General features: G+C 72.9%; 18 protein-coding genes and 1 pseudogene. 8 read left to right on the top strand and 11 right to left on the bottom strand.

The window, feature by feature from the left end:
• Positions 1-311 precede the first annotated feature (311 nt).
• The 3 genes from BOQ63_RS40740 (at position 312) to BOQ63_RS40730 (ending at position 2,718) form a co-directional block, all read left to right on the top strand.
• A complete protein-coding gene (locus tag BOQ63_RS40740; RefSeq protein WP_232790780.1) occupies positions 312-1,271 on the top strand; it encodes an expansin EXLX1 family cellulose-binding protein in 960 nt (319 codons plus the stop codon).
• 131 nt (positions 1,272-1,402) lie between these two features.
• Positions 1,403-1,933 carry a SigE family RNA polymerase sigma factor gene (locus BOQ63_RS40735; RefSeq protein WP_030279223.1) on the top strand — a complete coding sequence of 177 codons (531 nt, stop codon included), beginning with the start codon at positions 1,403-1,405 and terminating at the stop codon, positions 1,931-1,933.
• The gene (locus tag BOQ63_RS40730; protein ID WP_454131758.1) at positions 1,930-2,718 is read left to right on the top strand and encodes a hypothetical protein; all 789 of its coding nucleotides are present in this window, start codon (positions 1,930-1,932) and stop codon (positions 2,716-2,718) included. The genes BOQ63_RS40735 and BOQ63_RS40730 overlap by 4 nt, the downstream gene beginning before the upstream one ends.
• Positions 2,719-2,922: 204 nt before the next feature.
• On the opposite strand, the gene BOQ63_RS40725 is transcribed toward BOQ63_RS40730, so the two are convergent.
• The 3 genes from BOQ63_RS40725 to BOQ63_RS40715 form a co-directional block, all read right to left on the bottom strand.
• The gene (locus BOQ63_RS40725; RefSeq protein ID WP_072655986.1) at positions 2,923-4,932 is read right to left on the bottom strand and encodes a PTS fructose transporter subunit IIABC; all 2,010 of its coding nucleotides are present in this window, start codon (positions 4,930-4,932) and stop codon (positions 2,923-2,925) included.
• A 106-nt stretch (positions 4,933-5,038) separates the two neighbouring features.
• Entirely contained in the window at positions 5,039-5,998 is a 960-nt protein-coding gene (pfkB, locus tag BOQ63_RS40720; RefSeq protein ID WP_030279218.1) for a 1-phosphofructokinase, read from the bottom strand.
• Complete coding sequence (locus BOQ63_RS40715; RefSeq protein ID WP_030279217.1) at positions 5,995-6,756, bottom strand: DeoR/GlpR family DNA-binding transcription regulator; 762 nt, start codon at positions 6,754-6,756, stop codon at positions 5,995-5,997. Before BOQ63_RS40715 ends, pfkB begins: the two co-directional genes overlap by 4 nt.
• Before the next feature lie 350 nt (positions 6,757-7,106).
• Here BOQ63_RS40715 and BOQ63_RS40710 point away from each other — a divergent pair, with 350 nt between their 5' ends.
• Positions 7,107-7,379: an HPr family phosphocarrier protein gene (locus tag BOQ63_RS40710; protein ID WP_030279216.1), complete on the top strand. Its 273-nt coding sequence runs from the start codon at positions 7,107-7,109 to the stop codon at positions 7,377-7,379.
• 8 nt (positions 7,380-7,387) lie between these two features.
• Complete coding sequence (locus BOQ63_RS40705; RefSeq protein WP_454131761.1) at positions 7,388-9,034, top strand: putative PEP-binding protein; 1,647 nt, start codon at positions 7,388-7,390, stop codon at positions 9,032-9,034.
• Between the two features lie 85 nt (positions 9,035-9,119).
• Here BOQ63_RS40705 and aspA read toward each other — a convergent pair whose 3' ends face one another.
• The 4 genes from aspA to BOQ63_RS40685 all read right to left on the bottom strand — a co-directional run bounded on the left by aspA (position 9,120) and on the right by BOQ63_RS40685 (position 13,813).
• Positions 9,120-10,529: an aspartate ammonia-lyase gene (aspA, locus tag BOQ63_RS40700; RefSeq protein WP_072655985.1), complete on the bottom strand. Its 1,410-nt coding sequence runs from the start codon at positions 10,527-10,529 to the stop codon at positions 9,120-9,122.
• A 50-nt stretch (positions 10,530-10,579) separates the two neighbouring features.
• On the bottom strand, positions 10,580-11,596 hold the full coding sequence (locus BOQ63_RS40695; RefSeq protein ID WP_072655984.1) for an asparaginase: 1,017 nt from the start codon (positions 11,594-11,596) through the stop codon (positions 10,580-10,582).
• Between the two features lie 100 nt (positions 11,597-11,696).
• Entirely contained in the window at positions 11,697-13,136 is a 1,440-nt protein-coding gene (locus BOQ63_RS40690; protein WP_072655983.1) for an amino acid permease, read from the bottom strand.
• Complete coding sequence (locus tag BOQ63_RS40685) at positions 13,133-13,813, bottom strand: FadR/GntR family transcriptional regulator (RefSeq protein ID WP_072656472.1); 681 nt, start codon at positions 13,811-13,813, stop codon at positions 13,133-13,135. Before BOQ63_RS40685 ends, BOQ63_RS40690 begins: the two co-directional genes overlap by 4 nt.
• A 461-nt stretch (positions 13,814-14,274) precedes the next feature.
• Here BOQ63_RS40685 and BOQ63_RS40680 point away from each other — a divergent pair, with 461 nt between their 5' ends.
• Positions 14,275-15,183 carry a LysR family transcriptional regulator gene (locus tag BOQ63_RS40680; RefSeq protein ID WP_050367055.1) on the top strand — a complete coding sequence of 303 codons (909 nt, stop codon included), beginning with the start codon at positions 14,275-14,277 and terminating at the stop codon, positions 15,181-15,183.
• A 98-nt stretch (positions 15,184-15,281) separates the two neighbouring features.
• On the opposite strand, the gene BOQ63_RS40675 is transcribed toward BOQ63_RS40680, so the two are convergent.
• Positions 15,282-16,541 carry a hypothetical protein gene (locus tag BOQ63_RS40675; protein WP_030279209.1) on the bottom strand — a complete coding sequence of 420 codons (1,260 nt, stop codon included), beginning with the start codon at positions 16,539-16,541 and terminating at the stop codon, positions 15,282-15,284.
• Between the two features lie 537 nt (positions 16,542-17,078).
• On the opposite strand from BOQ63_RS40675, the gene BOQ63_RS40670 reads away from it, so the two are divergent.
• Positions 17,079-17,900, top strand: a complete 822-nt coding sequence (locus BOQ63_RS40670) for an SAM-dependent methyltransferase (protein WP_072655982.1) — start codon at positions 17,079-17,081, stop codon at positions 17,898-17,900.
• Positions 17,901-18,070: 170 nt separating this feature from the next.
• Here BOQ63_RS40670 and BOQ63_RS40665 read toward each other — a convergent pair whose 3' ends face one another.
• The 3 genes and pseudogenes from BOQ63_RS40665 to BOQ63_RS40655 all read right to left on the bottom strand — a co-directional run bounded on the left by BOQ63_RS40665 (position 18,071) and on the right by BOQ63_RS40655 (position 21,271).
• The gene (locus tag BOQ63_RS40665) at positions 18,071-19,156 is read right to left on the bottom strand and encodes a chitinase (protein ID WP_370863215.1); all 1,086 of its coding nucleotides are present in this window, start codon (positions 19,154-19,156) and stop codon (positions 18,071-18,073) included.
• A gap of 42 nt (positions 19,157-19,198) precedes the next feature.
• Positions 19,199-19,627 (bottom strand): annotated as a pseudogene (locus tag BOQ63_RS40660) (carbohydrate binding domain-containing protein); the annotation flags it as partial.
• Between the two features lie 483 nt (positions 19,628-20,110).
• The gene (locus tag BOQ63_RS40655; RefSeq protein WP_072655981.1) at positions 20,111-21,271 is read right to left on the bottom strand and encodes a citrate synthase/methylcitrate synthase; all 1,161 of its coding nucleotides are present in this window, start codon (positions 21,269-21,271) and stop codon (positions 20,111-20,113) included.
• Between the two features lie 150 nt (positions 21,272-21,421).
• On the opposite strand from BOQ63_RS40655, the gene BOQ63_RS40650 reads away from it, so the two are divergent.
• Positions 21,422-22,711, top strand: coding sequence for a citrate synthase (locus BOQ63_RS40650; RefSeq protein ID WP_030550322.1), 1,290 nt, complete (start codon positions 21,422-21,424; stop codon positions 22,709-22,711).
• Positions 22,712-22,822 lie beyond the last annotated feature (111 nt).

Below are 22,822 nucleotides of genomic sequence, written 5' to 3'. Positions count from 1 at the left end.
CGCGGCACCGCGCCCGCCCTTCCGCGTTCCCACCGCGCGGAGCGGTTCCCCGATGTCTTCCGGTGGACGGCAACCTTCTGCCGCTACGGCGCCCCGTCCTGACCCTGGCGGTCCGGGGCGGACGGCAGGGCCGCGCCGTCCGCCCCGGGGGCGGCCCTGGAAGGCCGCGGAGAAACCGGCGCCCGAGCGGCAACCTTTCCGCCCCCGGCGGCCACTGACCGGTGCAAGGTCGACTCGATCTACCGAATTGGATGGGCATGAGGGCAACGAAGCACGCCGTCCCGAGGGCGCGGCGCGGGCGAGGGCTGGGCATGGGTGGTCCGTTGGCGCTGGTGGCCGTCGGGCTGCTGGTGTGCGTGGCACTCGGGCTCACCGGAGTCAGCGGGGCCGGTTCCGGGCAGCCCGCCGGCGCGGCCGCCGGAGCCACCGCGCAGAGCATGCCCACCACCGCCGACGGTCCGGACGGTGCCACGCCCTCGGCCGTGCCGCCGTCGCCCACCGCGCCGTCGCCGTCGCCGACGCCGTCCACCGGCACGGCGTCGCCCTCGGCTCCGGCCACCTCGAAGCCGTCCGTCGCCTCGAAGCCCTCCGCCACCGCGACGCCGTCGCCCTCGGCGGCCGGCAGCGCGCGTACGGCGGCCGCCGCGGCGGCGCAGGCCGGGCGGATCGAGCCCGGGACGAGCTACCAGGGCGTGGCGACCTCGTACGACGCGGCCGACGGCAACGGCGCCTGCTCGTTCGGCCCCTCCGGCGATCTCATGATCGCGGCCATGAACCACACCGACTACGAGACGTCCAGGGCGTGCGGGGCGTACGTGCGGGTCCGCACCGCCAACGGGGCGAGCGTCACGGTGCGGATCGTCAACGAGTGCCCGCTGCCCTGTGCTCCTGGTCAGCTCGACCTCAGCCACGAGGCCTTCGCCAAGCTCGCCGACCTCTCGGTGGGCCGCCTGCCGATCACCTGGACTCTGTTGAGCCCCGGCGAGCCGGACGGCATGTCCGTCCGGTACAAGACCGGATCCAGCCAGTGGTGGTGCGGGATCCAGGTCATCGGGCACCGGAACCCGGTGGCGGCGCTCGAGGTCCGGACCGCCGGTGGCTGGCGGCAGTTGACCCGCACCGACTACAACTACTTCCTCTCCCCCGACGGCGGCGGGTGCGGCGGCCCGATCAGGGTCACCGACATCTACGGCGAGCAACTGACCGTCGACGGAATCGCGTTGCGGCCGGACGTCGTGCAGTCGACCCGCGTCCAGTTCGCCCGGCATTGAGCGCGCGGCTCGCCCGTCGGCGGGTGACGGCCCCCGGCGGGGGCGACCACCACTCCACCCCCAAGGAGGGCACTGCTAGGCTCATGCCTCTTGTTAACGCTCACATTGCAGGGAGAGGGCGACCGGGGAACATGCTCCTCGATGACGCGTCCGCGGAATTCCACGACTTCTTCGAACGCCACTACGCCGAACTCGCCCGTCTCGCCCATCTCCTGACCGGTGAGACGGACGCGGCCGACGACCTCGCAGCGGACGCCCTGGTCGCCCTGTGGCAACGCTGGGATCGGCTCCGCGCAGCCGACCACCCGGTGGCCTATGCGCGCGGGGTGGTCGCGAACATGGCCCGGGAGCGGATCCGCAGCGCGGTCCGCGAGCGCCGGCGGGTCCTGCTGTTCTGGTCCCGCAGCCCCGAGAGGACTTCGGGGCCCGACGTCGCGGCCGTGCTGGACGTCCGCGCGGCACTCGCCAGGCTGCCGTTCCGCAAGCGGGCCTGCGTGGTCATGCGACACGCCTTCGACCTCTCCGAGAAGGACACCGCCGCAGCCCTGGGGATATCGGTCGGTACGGTGAAGAGCCAGACCTCGAAGGCGATGGCCGAGTTGGAACAGCTGCTCGGCGCACGAGCGGTCGGCGAACTGACGGCAGGAAGGAGGAACCGGTGAACGAGCACATCTCCCGGCAGCTGCGCGAGGCGGCCGGGGCCCACCAGCCCGACCGCGCGAGGATGCTGGCCCGAGTGCAGCGCGGCGCAGCCGGTCCCGCCCCCCGTCACCGCACGCGGTCGGGCCTGAGGTCCTGGCCCCGGGCCGCGATCGCCGGACTGGCCGCCGCCGGCATCCTGGCCACCGGTGGTCTCGCCATGGCAGGGATCACCCAGGCCCCGCCGCCCTCGGAAGCCACGACCGCTCCGGCGCCCCCATCCCCCGTCGTCACCCCGACTCCGACCCGGCCGGCCCCCCCGGCCGCCACCGCCCCCGCCACCGCTCCCGCCCCGGCCGCCGTCACGCCGACGAGCCCGCACCCGACCCCCTCGGCCTCGGCCGGCTCCCGGACCCAGAACGGCCCGCTGTGGTCGGCGGGATCGATCGGCTCACACAGCAACGCCTACTGGAGCGAGAGCGACCTCGTCCTCAGGACCAGCCAGCCGCTCACCTCGCTCACCGTGGAACTGCGCGTCGCGCAGACCGGCGGCGTGCGGGACACCGGCAACTGGCGGACCCTGCCGGCCGACGACTTCACCGTCACCGTCCAGGAGGCCGGGGGTGCACTGGTCTACCGCTGGGTCCTCAAGCCGGGCCGCACGGTGCCGCCCGGAGAGCACCAGTTCGCCGGTCAGTACAACCACGCCACCGGTGTGCGTGCGGCCACCGGCGACGGCTACCGCGTCGAGGCCCAGTCGACGGGCGGCCCCGCCACCGTCTGGGGCGGCTTCACTCCGGCGGGCTGACGGCCGGGTTCCGGCCGGGGTCCGGCCGTCAGCCCGCCGGGGTCCGGCCGGAACCGGTGGTCCGCGGTCGGCCCCACCGGGTGCCGGTCCGCGGCCCGGAAACGGAGCGGGCGCCCGCTCGTGAGAGCGGGCGCCCTGCACCGGCCGAGCTCTGACCGGGCCGGCGGACCGGCCCGGTCAGGGCTCACCGCACGGCCCGTCGGATCAGACGCCGGCCAGCCCCTTCTCGGCAACGGGGGATTCCGGAACCTCCGCGGCGACCCCCTTCCGCATCCCCTTGAGCAGGACGACCACCGCCGCGGTGAGCACCGTGCCCGCCACGACCGCGAGCAGGTACAGGACCGGGCTGCCGATCAGCGGGAGCACCCAGATCCCGCCGTGCGGGGCCCGCAGGGTGGAGCCGAAGGCCATCACCAGTCCGCCCGCCGTCATGCTGCCGACGATGCTCGCCGGGATGACCCGCAGCGGGTCCGCCGCCGCGAACGGGATCGCGCCCTCGGTGATGAACGAGGCTCCGAGCACCCAGGCCGCCTTGCCGTTCTCCCGCTCCTCGGCGGTGAACAGCTTGCGCCGGACGACGGTGGCCAGGGCCATGCCCAGCGGCGGGGTCATGCCGGCGGCCATCACGGCGGCCATCACCTTGAGGCTGCCGGCGTCCGGAGTGGTGCCCGCCGTGGTGAGCGCACCGGCCGCGAAGGTGTAGGCGACCTTGTTCAGCGGACCGCCCATGTCGAAGGCCATCATCGCGCCGAGCAGCGCGCCGAGCAGGACCGCGTTGGAGCCGGAGAGGCCGTTCAGCCAGTCGGTCAGGCCGTTCATCGCCGAGGCGATGGGCGAGCCGACCACCACGAACATCAGGAAGCCGACCACCGCCACCGACACCAGCGGGATCACCACGACCGGCATGATGCCCCTGACCGCGCGCGGCACGTTCCAGCGGATCATCCACAGCACCAGGAAGCCCGCGGCCAGACCTGACACGATGCCGCCGAGGAAGCCCGCGCCGACCGCCACCGAGACGGCGCCGCCGGCGATGCCTGCGGCCAGTGCCGCCCGGTCGGCGATCGCCCAGGCGATGTACCCGGAGAGGATCGGGACGAGGAAGCCGAAGGAGGCCTTGCCGGTCTGGAACAGCATCGCCGCCCAGCTGTGCGAGGAAGTCCAGTCGAAGTGGCCCAGCACGGACGGCGCGGAGGCGATCTCGTAGCCGCCGACGGCAAAGGCGAGGGCGATCAGCAGACCACCGGCCGCCACGAAGGGGATCATGTAACTGACGCCCGTCATCAGGTACTTGCGCAGCCGCTGGGCCCAGTGCTCACCCGCCGGAGTGCGCGGACCGGGAACCGGTGCACCGGTGGGACGTGTACCCCCGCCGTACTCGGCGACCAGTCCTGCGGCCTGGGCGATCAGGTCGTCGGCGCGGTTGACGGCGGCCTTCACCCCCACGTCCACGGTCGGCTTGCCGGCGAAGCGGGCGCGGTCCCGGACCTCGACGTCATGGGCCAGGATCACCGCGTCGGCGGCCGCGATCACCTCGGGCGCGAGCACCGTCGTCCCGGCCGACCCCTGGGTCTCGACCTCGATCCGCGCACCCGCCCGGGCGGCGGCCAGTTCGAGGGCCTTGGCCGCCATGTAGGTGTGGGCGATGCCGGTCGGGCAGGAGGTCACGGCGACCAGCCGCAGCTCGCCGTGCGGAGCGGCCGCCTCGGGGGCCGGAGCCGGGGACGGGGCCGGAGCCGCCTCCGGAGCGACGGCCGGCACCTCCTCGCCGTTGATCAGGGCCGCGACCGCGCCCGGGCTCCCGGCGTCGCGGAGGGCACCGGTGAAGGCGGGGTCCATCAGTCGGCGGGCCAGCGCGGCGAGGATCTGCAGATGGGTGTCGTCCGCACCGGCCGGCGCGGCGATCATGAAGACCAGGTCGGCCGGCCGTCCGTCCGGGGCGTCGAAGTCCACGCCCCTGGTACTGCGGCCGAAGGCCAGGCTCGGCCGGGTGACGTGTGCCGATCTGCAGTGCGGGATGCCGATCCCGTCCCCCATCCCGGTCGGGGCCTGGGCCTCGCGGGCGGCCACGTCGGCGAGGAAGCCGTCGAGGTCGGTCACCCGGCCCTCGGCGACCAGCCGCTGGGCGAGGGAGCGGAGGGCTTCGCCCTTGTCCGTCGGGGCGAGGTGGAGATCAACGAGTGCGGGTGTGGTCAGTCCGCTGGTGTCGCTCATCGTGTCGGTCCTTCAACTGGTGCCTGACAGTCTTCCCTTGCCCCCGGGAATGGTCGCCGTTCCGTCCCACACGGTCGGGCGTGCTGCCTCCGGCTGGAGGCCGTTCTCAACCGCGGAGCGGTCGTTCGAGCGGGATGTCCGCCGTCACGACCACGGCGGCCGGGTCCAGATCGGCCGGGGTCGGCATGACGCTCCCCGGCAGTTGCACGGCGGCGGCGCCGTGCGCCAGTGCCGCCGCCAGTGCCTCGGGGCCGGTGCCACCGGCTCCGAGGAAGCCCGCGAGCGAGGCGTCGCCCGCTCCCACGTCGCTGCGCACGACGGCGACCGGTGCGCTGCCGAACCAGCTGCCCTCCTCGGCGATCAGCAGCATCCCGTCCGCACCGAGGCTGGCCAGGACCTGCTGGGCACCGCGCTTGCGCAGTTCCCCGGCCGCGTCCACGGCGTCGCCGACGGTGGTGACCTGGCGGCCCACCGCCTCGGCGAGCTCCTCCCGGTTGGGCTTGACCACGTCGGGACGGGCCGAGAGCGCGGCGAGCAGCGCGGGGCCGGAGGTGTCCAGGGCGATCCGGGCGCCGCCCGAGTGCACCTGGGCCACGAGCTGGGCGTACCACTCGGGCGCCAGCCCGCGCGGCAGGCTGCCGCAGCAGGCCAGCCAGTCGACGTCGTTGCCGGTGCCCCGTCCGATCCGCTGGGTGTCTCGGACGAGCGCCAGCAGCGCTGCCGACTCGGCGGCGCTGAGCTCTGGGCCCACCGCGTTGATCTTCGTGAGGCCGCCGCCGTCCTCGGCGATCGAGACGTTGATCCTGGTGTCGCCCGCGATGGTGACGGCCGCCACGTCGATGCCCTGGCGTCGCAGCAGATCGGAGAGCAAACCGCCGGAGAGGCCGCCGAGCGGCAGGACGGCCGTGGTGCGGTGGCCCGCGGCGGTCAGCGCCCGGGAGACGTTGACGCCCTTGCCGCCGGGATCGAGCCGATCGTGCGCGGCGCGGTTGACCTCGCCCGGGGTGAGTGTCGGCAGCTCGTAGGTGCGATCGAGACTGGGGTTCGGGGTGATGGTGACGATCATGCGCGGATGACTTCCGGTCCGTGGTTCTCGATCTCGGTGGTCTGCTCGTCGGTCAGTCCAGTGTCCGTGACCAGCACGTCGACCTGGTCCAGCGAGCCGAACCGGGCGAAATGGCGGGCGCCGTACTTGGAGGAATCGGCCACCAGGACCACTCGGCGTGCCCCGGCGAGCATCGCCCGCTTGACGGCGGCCTCGGCGAGGTCCGGCGTCGACAGGCCGCCCTCCGGGGAGAAGCCGTTGGTCGCGACCACCGCGACGTCCGCGTGGATGTCGGCCAGGTCGCGCAGCGCCCAGGCGTCGACGGCCGCCTGGGTGCGGTGGCGCAGCCGCCCGCCGACGAGGTGCAGGGCGAGCGCGGGGTGGTCGGCCAGCCGGGCCGCGACCGGGAGGGCGTTGGTGACGACGGTGAGGGCACAGTCGACGGGCAGCAGGGCGGCCAGCCGGGAGACGGTCGTCCCGGCGTCCAGGATCACGCTGCCCTCGCCGGGCAGCAGGGCCAGGGCGGCCCTGGCGATGCGCTCCTTCTCGGCCGCGGCGGTGGAGTCCCGTTCGGCCAGGCCGGGTTCCAGGTGCAGCGCGCCGACGGGAAGCGCCCCGCCGTGCACCCGGTGCAGCAGACCGGCCCGGTCCAAGGCGCTCAGGTCACGCCGGATGGTCTCCTGCGTGACGCCGAAGTCCTCGGCCAGCGTCGGCACGTCCACCCTGCCCCGCTCCTGGGCGAGGCGGAGGATCTGTTGCTGCCGCTCCGGTGCATACATGTGGGTTCGGGTCCGTTTCATGTCCGTTTACGCCTGGTGAAGCCCGACCATACGCGCTTCGGACCGAAAAGCAAGAGGTCGTTCCACCTCTCGCCGGATTCGTGGATTGCGCCCGAATGTGTTGACATCTCCGCGTAACCGGGCGTAGAACCAACCGAAACAACGCTCAAACGGGTGTGAAACCACAGGGTGCCCGGTCTCCGCGACCGCCCCCGTATGCGAGTACCAGGCACCCGGCCCCGGTGGCCCGCGCTTCACCCTTCGCGCGGGCCACCGGATCCGCCCTCCCACCGACCCGGTTCCCACCCGGGCCGGCGACCGTCTTCTCCATCTCCCCCCAAGGACTCCCCATGCCCTCGATCCAGATCACCGTCGGCTCCAGCAGCGGTCTGCACGCCCGCCCGGCATCCCTGTTCGTCCAGGCCGCTTCCCGCCGGCAGGCCAAGGTCACCGTCGGCCGCCCCGGCCAGGCCCCGGTCGACGCCCGCAGTCTGCTGTCCGTCCTCGCCCTGGCCGCCCGATGCGGCGACACCCTGGAGCTCACCGCCTCCGGCGACGGGGCCGAGGAGGCGCTCGAGGCGCTCGCCGACCTGCTCTCCTCCGACCTCGACGCCGCGGCGTGAGGGACCTGATGCGCGGGATCGGCGTCGGCACCGGCGGCGCGGCGGGCCCGGTCGCCCGCATGGCACCCGTCCCGGCACTGCCCGCGCCGAGGGCCGTCGCCGACCCGGCGGCCGAGGCGGCGGCGGTCCGCGCCGCCCTCGGTGCGGTCGTCACCGACCTGGAGGAGCGCGCCGCCCGTACGAGCGGCACCGGCTCCCAGGTGCTCTCGGCCTTGACCATGATGGCCGCCGACCCCGCGCTCGCCGACCGGGCCGCCGGGCTCGCCGAGCAGGGCACCGACGGCGCCCACGCGCTCGCCACCGCCTTCGACGGCTTCCGCGCCGCGCTGGTCGCCGCCGGCGGCTACTTCGCGGAACGCGCCCCCGACCTGGACGACCTGCGCGACCGCGCGGTGGCCCACCTGCTCGGCCTGCCGACGCCGGGCCTGCCCGACCCCGGGCACCCGTACGTCCTGGTCGCCGAGGACCTGGCGCCCGCCGACACCGCGCTGCTCGATCCCGAACGGGTGCTGGCCCTGGTCACCGTTCGCGGCGGACCGACCAGCCACACGGCCATCCTCGCCAAGGCCCTCGGCGTGCCCGCGGTGGTCGGCTGCACGGGCGCCTCGGAACTGGCGGACGGACAGCAGGTCCTGGTGCACGGCGCGGACGGCGTGGTCGAGCCCGACCCGAGTCCGGAAGCGGTCGAGCGGGCCGCCGCGCACGAGCACCGGCGCCGCGAGCTGCTGGCCGGGTTCCAGGGGCCCGGCCGCACCGCGGACGGCCACCCGGTCTCTCTGCTGGTCAATCTGGGCGCGCCGCACGAACTGGCCGGCGCGGCCGCTGCCGACGCCGAGGGGGTGGGGCTGTTCCGTACCGAGTTCCTCTTCCTGGACCGCGCCGAGGCTCCGGGCCTCGCCGAACAGGCCGCCGCCTACCGGAAGACCTTCGCGGCGTTCGCCGGCCGCCGGGTGGTCGTGCGCACGCTGGACGCGGGCGCCGACAAACCGCTGCCCTTCGTCCTCTCCGCCGACGAGCAGAACCCCGCGCTGGGCGTGCGCGGTCTGCGGACCGCCGTGCGCGATCCGCAGCTCCTGGAGACCCAGCTCGCCGCGATCGCCGAAGCCGCCCGGGACAGCACCGCGCAGGTCTGGGTGATGGCCCCGATGGTGTCCGTCCCGCGTGAGGCCGCCGAGTTCGCCGCCCGGGCCCGCGCGCACGGCCTGCCGATGGCCGGTGCCATGATCGAGGTCCCGGCGGCCGCCCTGCGCGCCGACCGACTGGCCGAGTCCTGCGACTTCTTCAGCGTCGGCACCAACGACCTGGCCCAGTACGCCTTCGCGGCCGACCGGACGCTCGGCGACCTCGCCGAGTTGCTCGACCCCTGGCAGCCCGCCCTGCTCGAACTGGTCGCCACCGCGGCGCGGTCGGCGGCCGGGCACGGCCGTCCGATCGGCGTCTGCGGCGAGGCCGCCGCCGACCCGGCACTCGCCCTGGTGCTGGTCGGCCTCGGGATCACCAGCCTGTCCGCCGCGCCTGTCTCCCTCCCCGGGCTGCGGGCGGCGCTGGCCGCCCACACTCTCGCGCAGTGCCGCGAACTCGCCGGGCTGGCCCTGCTCGCCGACGACGCCGCGACCGCGCGTGCCGAGGTCATGTCGCGCATGTCGGAACGCTGAGCCGTCGTCGTCCACCGGGACCGAGCAGCGCGCCGCCGCACCGAACTCCGGTGCGGCGGCGCGTCGTTCGGCCCTTCCTGGTTCGTCAGGCGGCGGGGGCTCCGCTGCCCGCGATCACCTCGGGCCGCAGCAGGGCGGCGAGCCGCTCTGCCGGCAACAGGCCCTTCTCCAGAACGAGTTCGGCCACGCCGCGGCCGCTGGCGAGGGCCTCCTTGGCGATCTCGGTGGCGGCCGTGTACCCGATGTGCGGGTTGAGGGCGGTGACGAGGCCGATGGAGTTCTCGACGGTCGCGCGCAGCACCTCGGTGTTGGCGGTGATGCCGACGACGCAGCGCTCGGCCAGGGTGAGGCAGGCGGCGCGCAGATGGGTGATCGACTCCGACAGCGAGTGCAGGATGATCGGCTCGAAGGCGTTGAGCTGGAGCTGGCCCGCCTCGGCGGCCATGGTGACCGCGACGTCGTTGCCGATCACCTCGAAGGCGACCTGGTTGACGACCTCGGGGATCACCGGGTTCACCTTGCCGGGCATGATGCTCGAACCGGCCTGCACCGGCGGCAGGTTGATCTCGCCCAGGCCCGCCCGCGGCCCGGAGGAGAGCAGTCGTAGGTCGTTGCAGGTCTTCGACAGCTTGACGGCGATGCGCTTGAGCACGCCGGACATCTGGACGAACGCGCCGCAGTCCTGGGTGGCCTCGACCAGGTTGGCGGCGGTGACCAGGGGCAGCCCGCAGATGTCCGCGAGGTGGCGGCGGGCTGCCTCGGCGTATCCGGCCGGAGCGTTGAGGCCCGTGCCGATCGCGGTGGCGCCGAGGTTGATCTCGTAGATCAGCTCCACGGCCTCCGCGAGCCGGCTGCGGTCCTCGTCCAGCATGACCGCGAAAGCCGAGAACTCCTGACCGAGGGTCATCGGCACGGCGTCCTGCAACTGCGTGCGGCCCATCTTCAGGACCTCCCGGAACTCGACGGCCTTGCGGGCGAAGGCGTCCTGGAGGACGGCCATCGCGTCGAGCAGGCCACGCACCGCGTAGACGGTGGCGATCCGGACGGCGGTCGGGTAGACGTCGTTGGTGGACTGGCCGAGGTTGACGTCCTCGTTGGGGTGCAGGTGCGGGTACTCGCCCTTGGCGTGTCCCAGCAGCTCCAGCCCCCGGTTGGCGACGACCTCGTTGGCGTTCATGTTGGTCGAGGTGCCGGCGCCGCCCTGGATGACGTCGACGACGAACTGGTCGTGCAGCTTTCCGCCGCGTATCTCCCGGCAGGCGGCGACGATCGCGGCGGCCTTCCGGGGCTCCAGCAGGCCGAGTTCCTCGTTGGCGAGGGCGGCGGCCTCCTTGACGGCGGCGAGGGCGTCGATCAGGTGCGGGTACGTGGAGATGGGCGTGCCCGTGATCGGGAAGTTCTCGGTCGCGCGCAGGGTGTGGACGCCCCAGTAGGCGTCGGCGGGGACGTCGCGGTCACCGAGCAGGTCGTGTTCGCTCCGGGTGGCGGTCGTCATCGTGTGCGGGTCCTCTTCCTGAGGTGGGGTGGTCACGGGTCGGGGGTCGGTCACGCGGGACGGGTGAGGGTGTGCGGGGCCAGCGCCGGTACCGGCCGTACGCTGCCGACGCGCCGGCCGCCGCCCGACGTCGCCTCACCGGCGCAGTCCACCAGCAGGCGGGGATCGACGCCCGCCAGCGTCAGGGCCGCCGCCGCCACCGGGATCCGCGCCCGGTTCGCCCCGTCCGCGATCTTCACGGCGATGGCGCGGCCGTCCGACAGCGCGGCGATCTGGACGCCCTCGAAGCCGTCCTTGGCGAGCAGTCCCGGTACCGCACGCATCAGCGCGGCCGTGTCCCGTCCGGTCCCCGACGCCATCTCCGGGTGACCGCGCAGCGCGTCCGCGACCCGGTACCCGGGAGTGCCCGGGGGCGCCGTGGCGATCCGGGCGGCGGCACGGGCCAGGCCGTGCAGGGAGACGGCGAACAGCGGGGTGCCGCAGCCGTCCACGCTGACATGGGCGGCGCGCTGGCCGGTGAACTCCTGGACGACCTCGGCCACGGCGATCTGGAGCGGGTGCGCGGGGTCGAGGTACGTCTCCAGCGGCCAGCCGTTGAGCCGGCAGAGGTAGAGCATCGCGGCGTGCTTGCCGGAGCAGTTCTGGGCGAGGCGGGAGGGCGGGCGCCCACTCCGGACCCAGGTGTCCCGCACCGAGGGGTCGTACGGGAGGTCCGGTACGTTGCGCAGGTGGTCCTCCCCGAGACCGGCCAGTTCGAGGATCCGTCGGGTGCCCGCGAGGTGGCGCTCCTCTCCGGAGTGGCTGCCCATCGCGAGGGAGAGGAGTTCGCCGTCGAGCGGCAGCCCGGCGCGCACCATGGCGACGGCCTGGAGCGGCTTGAGGGCGGATCGGGGGTAGAAGGCGGCCTCGGTGTCGCCGAGCCGGAACCGGACCGCGCCGTCGCCGTCGAGGACGACGACGGATCCGTGGTGGACTCCCTCGATCACGCCGCCACGGGTGACGTGGGCCACGGGGACGTGCCGGGGCTCGCGGATCGCGGGTGCGTCCGCAGGGGTACTTCTGTGCATCACTGCCTCGATCGATGGTGGGTCACTGCCGGTTCGTCGGCCGGGCGGCGGCCCCCGACAGCGGCGGAACCGTCTCCGCGTCGAGGTCCGCCGCCCGTTGTCAGTCGTCGGACCCGGCGGCCGCGCGCCCGGCACGGCCTCGGATCGCGTACCAGCCGGCGACCAGCACGGCGGCGATCAGCGGTACGCACAGGACGGTGGTACGGCCGGCACCGCCGTCGGCGTACATCAGGACCAGGACGGTGACGAGGAAGGCCAGCGTCACGAGCTCCGTCCAGGGCGAGCCCGGCAGCCGGTAGGCGGGGCGGGTCAGTTCACCGGCTCGGGTCTTCCGCCAGAAGAAGAGGTGGCAGATCATGATCATGCCCCAGGTGGCGAGGATGCCGATCGCCGCGAGGTTGAGCACGATCTCGAACGCGTCGGCGGGCACCACGTAGTTGAGGACCACGCCGAGGACGCACATGCCGCTGGTGAGCAGGATGCCGCCGTAGGGCACCTGACTGCGGCTCATCCGGGCGGTGAAGCGCGGGGCCGAGCCGTTGACGGCCATCGAGCGCAGGATGCGGCCGGTGGAGTAGAGGCCGGAGTTGAGCGAGGACATCGCCGCGGTGAGGACCACCAGGTTCATCACGCTGCCCGCGGCCGGCACCCCGATGTGGGACAGCACGGTGACGAAGGGGCTCTGACCGGCGGTGTACCTGTTCCACGGCAGCAGCATCGACAGCAGGAGCACCGAGCCGACGTAGAACAGGCCCACCCGCCACATGATCGAGTTGATCGCCTTCGGCATGATCTTCTCGGGGTTCTCCGTCTCCCCGGCCGTGACGCCGACCAGTTCGACGGAGGCGTAGGCGAAGACGACGCCCTGGATGATCAGCAGCATCGGCAGCAGACCGTTGGGGAAGATGCCGCCGTTGTCGGTGACCAGGGAGGGGCCGGGCACGGTGCCGTCCACCGGGTGCCGGGTGACCAGGAGGACGATCGCGATGCCCATGAAGACGACCAGCGCGCTGACCTTCACGATGGCGAACCAGAACTCCAGTTCGCCGAAGATCCGCACCGAGATGAGGTTCACGGTGAGGACCACCGCCAGGGCCACGAGCGCGATCACCCACTGCGGGATGTCGGAGAACAGGTGCCAGTAGTGGGCGTACGTGGCCACCGCGGTGATGTCGGCGATACCGGTGGTCGCCCAGTTCAGGAAGTACATCCAGCCCGCGGTGTACGCCCCCTTCTCGCCCAGGAACTCCCGGGCGTAGGAGACGAAGGCTCCGGAGGACGGCCGGTACAGGACGAGTTCACCGAGCGCTCTCACGACGAGGAACGCGAACACCCCGCACACCGCGTAGGCGACGAAAAGGGAGGGCCCGGCATCGGCGAGGCGGCCGCCGGCGCCGAGGAACAGGCCGGTGCCGATGGCGCCGCCGATGGCGATCATGTTGACGTGCCGGGGTTTCAAGGACTTGCTGTAGCCGGTGTCCCCGGCGTCGACGTGACGGGTGGAGGGGCGCTTCTCGTCTTTGAGGAACTGCTCGCTCACGCCTCGGGTCTGCCTTCTGTTGGGGGGATGTCCGTGCGCTGAGGGCGCACGATGTCGGTGAGGGTCGCCTCGACGCGGCGCAGGTGGTGGGACATGGCTTCCACCGCGTCCGGCTCGGACCCGTCGATCAGTGCTTCGACGATCGCCCGGTGCTCGCAGTTGGACTGCTCGCGTCGATCGCCGAGCTCGTTGAGGAAGGCCGACTGACGCGCCAGTGCGTCGCGGATCTCCTCGATGACCTTGCGGAAGACCGGGTTGCGGGAGGCTTCGGCCACTGCCAGGTGGAAGACGGTGTCCAGGGCGACCCACGCCGTGGTGTCGGTCTCCCGCTCCATCCGGTCGAGCAGGTGGGCCAGGTAGTCCAGGTCCTCCGGGGTGCGGCGCAGCGCCGCGTACCCGGCGACCGGGATCTCGACGTGCCGACGCACCTCCAGGAGGTCGCTGGCCGCGTAGTCGCCGAAGGTGGGGTCCTCGACCGTGTTCGCCACGACGAAGGTGCCCTTCCCGGTCTTGGAGACGGTCAGTCCCATGGTCTGGAGCGCTCGGAGCGCCTCCCGCAGCACGGGCCGGCTGACCTCCAGGGCGCGGCAGAGCTCCGCTTCGGAGGGGAGCTTGTCCCCCACCGCGTACTCGCCTCGCTCGATGGCACCGCGGAGATGGCCGAACACCGCTTCCATCGCGCTCACGCGCCGGGGCACCGGACTGACTGTCTGGCTGTCTGACAGGTTCACGGGGTGATCCTGAGGGATTCGTACGATGATGTCAAGACCCTCGGAGTGAAAGCTCAACTCCACTGGGGCGAACTCGAGTTCGCGCGTTCCGCCGAAAGGCACGGCCCAGGCGGGCGCTCGCGGTGGAGAGGGGCCTGCGCACGGCGCTTCCTTCCGGGACTGGGGGTTATGGTCAACGGCCGTCTCCTCCGTCGCCCACCCACCCGGCCATGCGTTCGGGTGGGTGGGCGACGGAGGAGGGGGTGCACGGCGCTGCGGCGCACGGACGCAAACCGCGGGGCGAAGCGATCGGCCACCGCGCGGAGGCGTTGGCTTGCGTATCCGGGCCGCAAGCAAGAATCCTGCTGCCGTTCACCTTCAAGTACAAGAAAAGACGTCTTCGCGACAGTTAAGTGAGCGTTAACCCCATGCAGAGACTGGACCCCCGTCTGCTCGCCACCCTCGAAGCCGTGGTCCGCCACGGTTCCTTCAACTCCGCCGCACGTGAGCTGGGTTACAGCGCACCCGCCGTCTCGCAGCAGATCGCCGAACTCGAACGCCGTACGGGTCTCAGGGTGCTGGAGCGCCGGCCCGTACGGCCCACCCCGGCCGGCGAGGTCCTCCTCGACGCCGAGCAGGGTGTCAGGAGCGCCCTGGCGGCGGCCTCCGTCGAACTCGACGCCATGCGCGCCGGCACAGCCGGGCGGATCCGGCTCGCCGCCTTCGCCTCCGCCGCCACCAGCATCGTCCCGAAGGCGCTTGCGCAGCTGCACACGACGTACCCCGACGTGCGGGTCAGCCTCTCCCAACTGGAGCCCGAAGCGGGCTACAGCCGCCTCAAGCGCGGAGACATGGACCTCACCCTCAGCTACGACTACGACTTCATACCCCAGCCCCCGCCCCGGACGCTGCGCCGGACGCTGGTCGCGCGGGATCCGGTCGTGGCGGTGGTCCCGGCCGGCCACCACCTCGCCGACCGGGAGGTCATCGACCTGGCCAGCCTCGCGTCCGAGACCTGGATCGCGGCTCCGGAAGCAGCGCTGCGCCTGGAACTGCTCGCCCAGATCGCCAAGACGCCGGGGTTCCGGGCGCGCCTGGAGTACGAGGGGGACGATTTCAACACCGTGCTCGGCTTCGTGGCCGCGGGCCTGTGCGTCGCCGTCATGCCGCAGCTGGCGCTCCCCCGCGGTACCACCCAGGTCGTGGCGCGCCCGTTGGCCGAGCCCGAGCTGACGCGTTTCATCTACGCCGTCCGCATCGACACCCGGCACGCCCCGCACGCCCTGCTGGCCCTGGAGCAGATGCTCGCCGCGCAGGCGCTGGCCGCGCTCTCCTGAGGCGTGGAGGCGTGCGCGACGAACCGAACGTCACCGGGCCCCCGCCCGCCGGGGCGACTGTCGCGGCGCCGCCTCCCGCCGGGGCCGCCGGACGGGCCCTACTCCGGCCGGGTGCCCCGGTCCGCCGTGAGCCGTTCACGCCACTCGGCGACGACCGTCGGGGACGTCGCGGCCAGACCGGCGATCTCCTCGTCGTCCCGCCCGTCGGTCCAGCTGAGGACCCGGGTGAGGACGGTGTTGCGCACGCGCCGGAGTTCCGTGACCATCTCCTCCAGTCGCTTCAGCTCCTCGCCGGTGGCGGCGAGCGTCTCGTCGACCGCCGCCCTCTCCTCGGCCCGCTCCTGCCACAGGTAGGCCGGCAGTCCGGTGAGAACCACGCCGTCGTCGCCCGCGGCACTGCGAAACGTCTCGGCGAGGTGGGCGAGCACGCAGTCCGAGGCGTCGGCGAGGCTCGCGCCCACGACCTTGGCGGCCTCCCAGGCGGTGCGCCCGGCGTCGCTGGTCCGGAGCCAGATCCGGGCTTCGACCGGCGTGCGGTCGCCGCAGGCGGCCGCACGGTAGGCGTACAGCGCCGCGCGGTGGCCGTAGAACGTGTAGCCGTCCTCGATCTGAACGTGCGCCGGGGCGCACATCCGCCCCGGAACGCCTCCGTAACCGGAAACGGGTTCGTAGGCGGCGTAGGCGTCGAGTTCCGCGTCGGTCGCCGTCGACCAGGACGGATCGCACAGCTCCGGGTTCCGGGCGAGGAAGTCCGCCACCTCCACCCGCGTGCCGGGGACCCGGCTCGCGCGGGGGCCGGCCCAGACCACCGCGCCCGTCGCGTCGGACGTGTGGTCGCAGGCCCGTTCGAGATCTGACCAGGCCGTGGCGGCCTCGGCGGACCACTCCAGGTCACCGGCAGGCCCCACCCGGTGCAGGGAGTCGATCACCCGCTGAACCACGGGCAGTATTCCCTCGGCCAGCGCATGGAGTTCCTCGGCCGTGAAGAACCGCCACGTGCACGCACCCTGGCCGTCGGAACCCCGGTGGGTGAGCGGGTGGACGAGGACGGCGGGCGAGGGCAGGGCCCCGTCCCCGACCTCGGCCCGCCGAGGCCCCGGGAGCCCCGGGAAGGAATCCTCCTGCGGCGCCCGCCAGTCGGTGTCCCCGAACCACACGGCGCCGGTGCCGAGGTCGACGGCCAGCCACTGCTGGTAGCGGTTCCCCGGGCCGAACCGTTCCTGCTGGTGCTCGGCCCGCCGGTCGTGCCACACGTATTCCGCCGGGGGCGGACTGAGTTGGACGGCGACGAAACCCTCATGGGGGGTGTACCCGACGACGACGTGTGCGGTCGGTTCGGTGTGCTCAGTCCCGGACATGCGGCTCCCTCCGTGCCGGACAGTGGCGGATCCGCCACTGTGCGCACAGAGCCTGCCTCGCCGAAGCTGTCCGATCAAATCCGATCACTTGTGAACTTGCACGCCTTCGAGAGTCCGTACACGAGCGGAATCGACGTGACGGGCCCCGGGTGGTGATCACGGAACGCCGCCGTTCCCAACCAGTGAACAGCCGGCGAACGACGACTTGACACCATGTCATCGGCGGCCTCAGGATCGGCTCGTGAACCTGTCAGACAGCAGGATAGGTGGTTCGGATCGGCGGCCGTACGACCGGCCGCGTCCCTCCGCCCAAGAGCTGCCCGGCAGGACTGCGGCACACGCAGCGTGTCCCTCCGGTTCGTCCGCACCCCGGAGGGCCGGCGGATCTCGGCGATCGCCTGGCACGACCACTCCTGACCGCCCCGACCGAGCGGGATGCCGCCCACGCCGTCCAACGCGCCGTGAGGTGCGCGGCACCCGCGTCCGGTTCTCCTACCATCAGGGCGGCACCGGCCCTCAGGAACGGAGTCGACTCCCGTGACCGATGATCGCAGCGCCCTGACCGACCGGTCGAGGCCGAGCATCGCCCGGGTGTACGACTACCTGCTCGGCGGCGAGGAGAACTACGCCGTCGACCGCGAGATCGGCGACTTCTTCCTCCGGGACCTGCCCGGCTCGGTGGCGATCGCCCACGCCAACCGCCGGGCGCTGGTACGGGCCGTGGGCGCGATGGTCCGCGAGGGCGTCCAGCAGTTCGTCGACATGGGCAGCGGCCTGCCGACCGCCGACAACGTGCACCAGGTCGCCCTGCGGCACGCTCCCGGGGCGCGCGTCGCCTACGCCGACCACGATCCGACCGTGCTCGCCCACGGCCGCGCCCTGCTGGGCTCCGCCGGACGCAGCACCCTGGTCCAGGCGGACCTGCGCGAGCCGGAGTCGATCCGCGACCACCCCGACGTGCGGCGCCTGATCGACTTCAACGAGCCGGTGGCCGTGGTCTTCAGCGCCGTACTGCACCACCTCGACGACTCCGAGCATCCCGCCGCGCTGGTTCGCTGGTGGGTGGACCGGGTGCCCCCGGGCAGCCTGGTCTACATCTCGCACTTCCGCTCCGGCGGGAACGAGGAGGCCCGGATCGCCGAGCAGAAGCTGCAGGACAGCTTCGGCCGCGGCCGCTGGCGCACCGACGAGGAGATCCTCGGCCTGTTCGACGGCCTCGAACTGCTCGAACCGGGCCTGGTGCCCTGCTCGTTGTGGCGGCCGGAGCCCGAGGCGGACGGCACCGCGGCGCCCTCGGACGAAGCCGACCTGCCGGTCTGGGAGCGGCTGATCTCCTGTGCCCTGGCCCGCATGCCCTGACCGGCCGCAGCGCTGGACAGCCCGCGCTCCGGGGCCGGGGCGCGGGCTGCACGGTGTTCGCCTCAGCGGTTCAGTGCTTCGGTGCTTCAGCGGTTCGGTGCTTCAGCGGTTCGGTGCTTCGGCGGTTCGGTGCTTCGGCGGTTCAGCGGTTCAGCGGTTCGGTGCATGGCTCAACGGCCCTGCAGGGACTTGACGTTGTCGCCGAAGGTCCAGCCCTTCGAACCGTCCCAGTTGAGCGACCAGGTCATCAGCCCCTTCAGTGCTCCGCCGAAGGCGCTCCACGCCTGGCCGACCGATCCCGGGTCCATGTAGCCGCCGCCCGCGCCGGGTTGGGCCGGCAGGCCGGGCACCTGTTTGTCGTAGGGCACGGTGACGGTGGTGCCCTGGATGGTCAGCCCCCTGTTCAGGCAGGTGGTCTGCGCGGTGAAGCCCTGTACGGTGCCGGCCTGGTAGGAGTCGCCGGAGCAGCCGTACATGCTGCCGTTGTAGTACTGCATGTTGAGCCACCACAGCTGCCCGTTGTCGACGTACTTCTTGATGATCGGCAGGTAGGCGCCCCAGATCGAGCCGTAGGTGACGCTGCCGCCGGTGACGTAGGCGGTCTCGGGGGCCATGGTCAGGCCGAACCCGGCGGGCATCTGGGCCAGCACGCCGTCGATGATGCGGATCAGGTTGGCCTGGGAGGCGGACAGCGTGTTGATGCTGCCACTGCCGGAGAGGCCGGTCTCGACGTCGATGTCGATCCCGTCGAAGTTGTACTTCTTGAGGATCGGGACGACGGTCGCCACGAACCTGTCGGCGACGGCGCTGGAGCTCAGGTCGATGCCCGCGGCGGCGCCGCCGATGGACATCAGGATCGTCGCGCCGGCGGCCTTGGCCTGGCACATCTCGGCGGGGGTCGACACCTTGACGTTGGTGTCCATTCCGTCCTGCCACTGGACGGTGCCGTCCGACAGGATCACCGGGAAGGCCGCGTTGATGACGTTGTAGCCGTGCGCGGCGATCCGGCTGTCCGTGATCGGGGCCCAGCCCATGCCCGGGTGGACGCCGTTCGAGGCGCCGTCCCAGTTCTCCCAGTAGCCCTGAAGGACCTTGCCCGAGGGCTTGGGCTTGGTGGGGCAGGTGTCCCCCGGCGCCGGGGTCGTGGGCGGCGGAGTGGTCGGCGGGGTGCTGGTCGGCGGCGGAGTGGTGGGCGGTGCGCTGGTCGGGGTGGCGGTCGGCGAGGGGCTGCTGCCGCCGGGACCGGTGAGCGACACGTCGTCCGCGTAGTACGCGGGCTGGCCGTACCAGCCGTGCAGGTAGACCGTCACCGAGGTGGTGGTGGGGCCGGTGGTGAAGCCGACGCTGAGCTGGCCGTACAAGGAGTTGCCCGGCGTCCAGGTGGACGGTTCGCTGCCGGCGCCGGTGCCGGTGGCGCCCAGGTAGACGTAGCTGCCCTGGACGTAGGCGCTCAGCGTGTACTGCGAGTTGGGCTGCACGCTGACGGTCTGGCCGCACTGGGCGTCGTCCTGGCCGCTCGGCGTGGCCCGGAGCGCGGAGGCACCGGAGTGGACCGGGCTGCCGACGGCCGCGCCGGAGCCGCCGGAACACGTCCAGCCGGAGAGTCCGTTCTCGAAGCCGGGGTTGGACACCAGGTTGGTGGTGGCGGCCCCGGCGGTGACCGAGCCGACCGCGGCGATTCCGGCACCGATGACGGCGGCGGCGCTCAACCCGGCGAGGGAGCGCATCAGGACACTCGCGCCCTGTTCGGGGCGACCGGGATCCGGACTGCGGTGGAAACCACCCGACGACGCGCGCGGCGCGCGCGACCTCCGACCGGACATGCTGAGCTCCCTTCCCGCCGGGCGCCATGGGAATGACCGGCGCGTGGGGGCGTGCCGCCCGGCTGTGGGTGAGGTGGGGACATGTGGGGCTGTGCCGGACCGGATCGTAGGAGGGCGGGCAGCGTCGGTCAATAGGTCTGGACCATTTAGGTCTGGACCAATTTCGCCACCCTCACCGTGCCGCCGTCACGCCGCCTCGCCCGCTGGACGTCACCGCGACCTTCGCTCGCGGCCCGCGGGGTCGACACCTCCAAGACCTACCGCCTCAACGGCGCCGCTGAGGAGGCCTCCTGACGCGCACTGCGCCGGCCCGCGGGAGGACGCCGACCGCCGCGTCCCCGGGGCAGTTGTCCGGTGGCCACCGCGGGTGCTGCGCGGGCAGGCCGCTCAGACCGTCGGCAGCGGCGCCGGGGCGGCCGGACCGGTGTAGCGGGCCGACGGGCGGATGATCTTGGAGTCGGCGGCCTGTTCCAGGATGTTGGCGCTCCAGCCGATCGCCCGGCCCGCGGCGAAGGTGGGGGTGAACATCTCCCGGGGCAGGCCGCACAGGTGCATCACCACGCCGGCGTAGAACTCGACGTTGGTGTGGAGTTCGCGCCCCGGCTTCAGCTCCGCCAGGATCGCCTCGACCTGGGCCTCGACCTGGACGGCGAGGTCGACCAGCTCGCCGCCGAAGGACTGCGCGACCCCGCGCAGCATCCGGGAGCGCGGGTCCTCGGTGCGGTAGACGGCGTGGCCGAAGCCCATGATCCGGTCGCCGGCCAGCACGCGCTCCCTGATCCAGCCGTCGATCCGCTCGGGGGTGCCGATCGCGTCCAGGGTGTCCAGTGCCCGGCTGGGGGCGCCGCCGTGCAGCGGGCCGGAGAGCGCGCCGAGCCCGCCGACCAGGCAGGCCACCAGGTCGGCGCCGGTGGAGGCGATCACCCGGGCGGTGAAGGTGGAGGCGTTGAAGCCGTGGTCCACGGTGGAGATCAGGTACTGCTCGATCGCCCTGGCCTTGGCCGGCTCGGGTTCCTCCCCGGTCAGCATGTAGAGGTAGTTGGCGGCGTAGCCGAGGTCCTCGCGCGGCTCTATCGGCTGCTGAGCGTTCTGCAGCCGGTGCAGCGCGGTGAGCACGGTGGGCACCAGCGCGGTGGCGAACAGGGCGTCCTCGACGCGCTGTTCGGGGGCGGTGTCGTAGAGCGGCCGGATGCCGCGGTCGGCGGCGGCGATCGAGAGCGCGGCACCCAGGGCGGTCAGCGGGCCGCCGTGCGCGGTGCTCGCCGCGAGTGCGGGCAGCAGCGGGCGCAGCGCGTCGGGCAGTCGGCGCAGCGGTGCGGTACGGGCCAGGAAGGCGGCGCGGCGGGCCGGGTCGGGGAGTTCGCCGAGCAGCATCAGGTGCCAGACGTCCTCCAGGGTGCGCTGCTCGGCGAGGTCGATCGCCGAGTACTGGCGGTAGTGGTAGAAGCCCTCCAGCCCGCGGACGTCACTGAGTTCGGTCTCGGTGACCACGACGCCCTTGAGTCCGCGCGGGACCTCGATCTCGGTGGTGCTCGGGGTGTTCGACATGGCGGCAGCCCTCCTGGGGGTGTTCGTACCCGTTGACGTTCTGTACTCTCCGATCATTGATCCATGTTGTCAATGTTGATTGAAATCAATGTGGAATACTGTGGATCGATCGATCACCATCAAGTCGCGGGACGAGGACGAGGGCAGACCATGGCCGAACGCTTGACCACCCAGCAGGTCGCCGAGCAGCTCGGGGTCAAGGTGGAGACGGTGTACGCCTACGCCAGCCGCGGCCAGCTCAGCAGCGAGCGGGCCCCGGGCGGCAAGGGCAGCACCTTCGACGCCCGCGAGGTGGCCGAACTGGCCGCCCGCGGCCGCCGGGCTCCGCTGCGCCCACCGGGCCAGGCCTCCGCCGGCGAACCCCCGGCCGCCGGACGCTCCGCCGCCGACCCGTGGACCACCGCGGCCTGGCCCGGCGGGCCTGTCACGGTGCGGACCGGCCTGACCCTGATCGAGAACGGCCGGCTCCACTACCGCGGCCGGGATGCCGTCCAACTCGCCGCCGAGCACGGCTTCGAGGCCGCCGTTGCCTGGCTCTGGGGCCTGGGCACCGACGCCCCCGTCTCCCTGCGGGTGCCGCCCGCCACCGCCGAAGCCCTCACCCGGGCCGCCGCCGCGCTGCCCGCCGGGATCCGGCTGCCCGACCGGCTGCGGATCTCGGCCACCGTCGCCGCCGCGCTCGACCCGCTCCGCTTCGACCTGCGCGAACAGACGGTGCTGGCGGCCGGCGCCGCCCTGATCGCCGGAATGGTCGAGGCCCTGCCCCGCACCGCACCCGATCCCGGGCCCGACGCCACGCTCGCGGCGCGGCTGTGGAGCCGCCTCGCCACCGCCGCCCCCACGCCCGAGGCACTGGCCTGCCTGGACCGCGCCCTGGTGTTGCTCCTCGACCACGAGCTGGCGGTGTCCACGGTGGCGGCCCGGGTCGCGGCCTCGGCCCGGGCCCATCCGTACGCGGTGGTCTCGGCCGGCCTCGGCGCCACCGACGGCCCGCTGCACGGCGCGGCCAGCCCGCTGGCCCACCGGATGCTCGCCGAGGTGCTGGCCGACGGCGCCGTCCCCGTGGTCTCCGACTACCTGCGCACCGGCAGGGCGATCCCCGGCCTCGGCCATCGCCTCTACCCGGACGGCGACCCCCGGGCGGTCGCCCTGCTCGACGCCGTCGCCCGGCTCGACGGCGGCGCAGTCGTGGTGAGGGCGGTCGCCGAGGTCGAGGCGGCGGCGGGCCCCGCCGGACGACCGGCCCTGCGGGCCAACGTCGACCTGGCCCTGGCCGCCATGGCCCTGGCCGCCGGCCTGCCGGCCGAGGCCGGCGAGGTGGTCTTCGCCGTCGCCCGCACCCCGGGCTGGCTGGCCCACGCCGTGGAGGAGTACCGCGAGGAGCCCCTGCGCATGCGCGCCCGCGCCGGCTACACCGGCCCGCGGCCGCAGCAGAGCTGACCCCGCTTCACCACGAGCCGGGCCGGCGCCCACGCGGTGGTCGTCGCCGTCGAACGCGGGCTGTTGGACAGGCGTCAGCCCCTCAACCAATACGGAGCGTCAGAACGGTTA

The organism is Streptomyces viridifaciens, assembly GCF_001888885.2.
Taxonomy (GTDB): Bacteria; Actinomycetota; Actinomycetes; order Streptomycetales; family Streptomycetaceae; genus Kitasatospora; species Kitasatospora aureofaciens.
This window is presented reverse-complemented; position numbering and strand designations above follow the sequence as displayed.

What these genes read in the sequence shown, in the direction of transcription:
- BOQ63_RS40680 (WP_050367055.1), top strand. Translation starts at nt 14,275, where the DNA reads ATGCAGAGACTGGACCCCCGTCTGCTCGCCACCCTCGAAGCCGTGGTC.
- BOQ63_RS40685 (WP_072656472.1), bottom strand. Translation starts at nt 13,813, where the DNA reads ATGGAAGCGGTGTTCGGCCATCTCCGCGGTGCCATCGAGCGAGGCGAG.
- BOQ63_RS40725 (WP_072655986.1), bottom strand. Translation starts at nt 4,932, where the DNA reads ATGAGCGACACCAGCGGACTGACCACACCCGCACTCGTTGATCTCCAC.
- BOQ63_RS40695 (WP_072655984.1), bottom strand. Translation starts at nt 11,596, where the DNA reads ATGCACAGAAGTACCCCTGCGGACGCACCCGCGATCCGCGAGCCCCGG.
- BOQ63_RS40650 (WP_030550322.1), top strand. Translation starts at nt 21,422, where the DNA reads ATGGCCGAACGCTTGACCACCCAGCAGGTCGCCGAGCAGCTCGGGGTC.
- BOQ63_RS40655 (WP_072655981.1), bottom strand. Translation starts at nt 21,271, where the DNA reads ATGTCGAACACCCCGAGCACCACCGAGATCGAGGTCCCGCGCGGACTC.
- BOQ63_RS40715 (WP_030279217.1), bottom strand. Translation starts at nt 6,756, where the DNA reads ATGTATGCACCGGAGCGGCAGCAACAGATCCTCCGCCTCGCCCAGGAG.
- BOQ63_RS40705 (WP_454131761.1), top strand. Translation starts at nt 7,388, where the DNA reads ATGCGCGGGATCGGCGTCGGCACCGGCGGCGCGGCGGGCCCGGTCGCC.
- pfkB (WP_030279218.1), bottom strand. Translation starts at nt 5,998, where the DNA reads ATGATCGTCACCATCACCCCGAACCCCAGTCTCGATCGCACCTACGAG.
- BOQ63_RS40675 (WP_030279209.1), bottom strand. Translation starts at nt 16,541, where the DNA reads ATGTCCGGGACTGAGCACACCGAACCGACCGCACACGTCGTCGTCGGG.
- BOQ63_RS40740 (WP_232790780.1), top strand. Translation starts at nt 312, where the DNA reads ATGGGTGGTCCGTTGGCGCTGGTGGCCGTCGGGCTGCTGGTGTGCGTG.
- BOQ63_RS40735 (WP_030279223.1), top strand. Translation starts at nt 1,403, where the DNA reads ATGCTCCTCGATGACGCGTCCGCGGAATTCCACGACTTCTTCGAACGC.
- BOQ63_RS40710 (WP_030279216.1), top strand. Translation starts at nt 7,107, where the DNA reads ATGCCCTCGATCCAGATCACCGTCGGCTCCAGCAGCGGTCTGCACGCC.
- aspA (WP_072655985.1), bottom strand. Translation starts at nt 10,529, where the DNA reads ATGACGACCGCCACCCGGAGCGAACACGACCTGCTCGGTGACCGCGAC.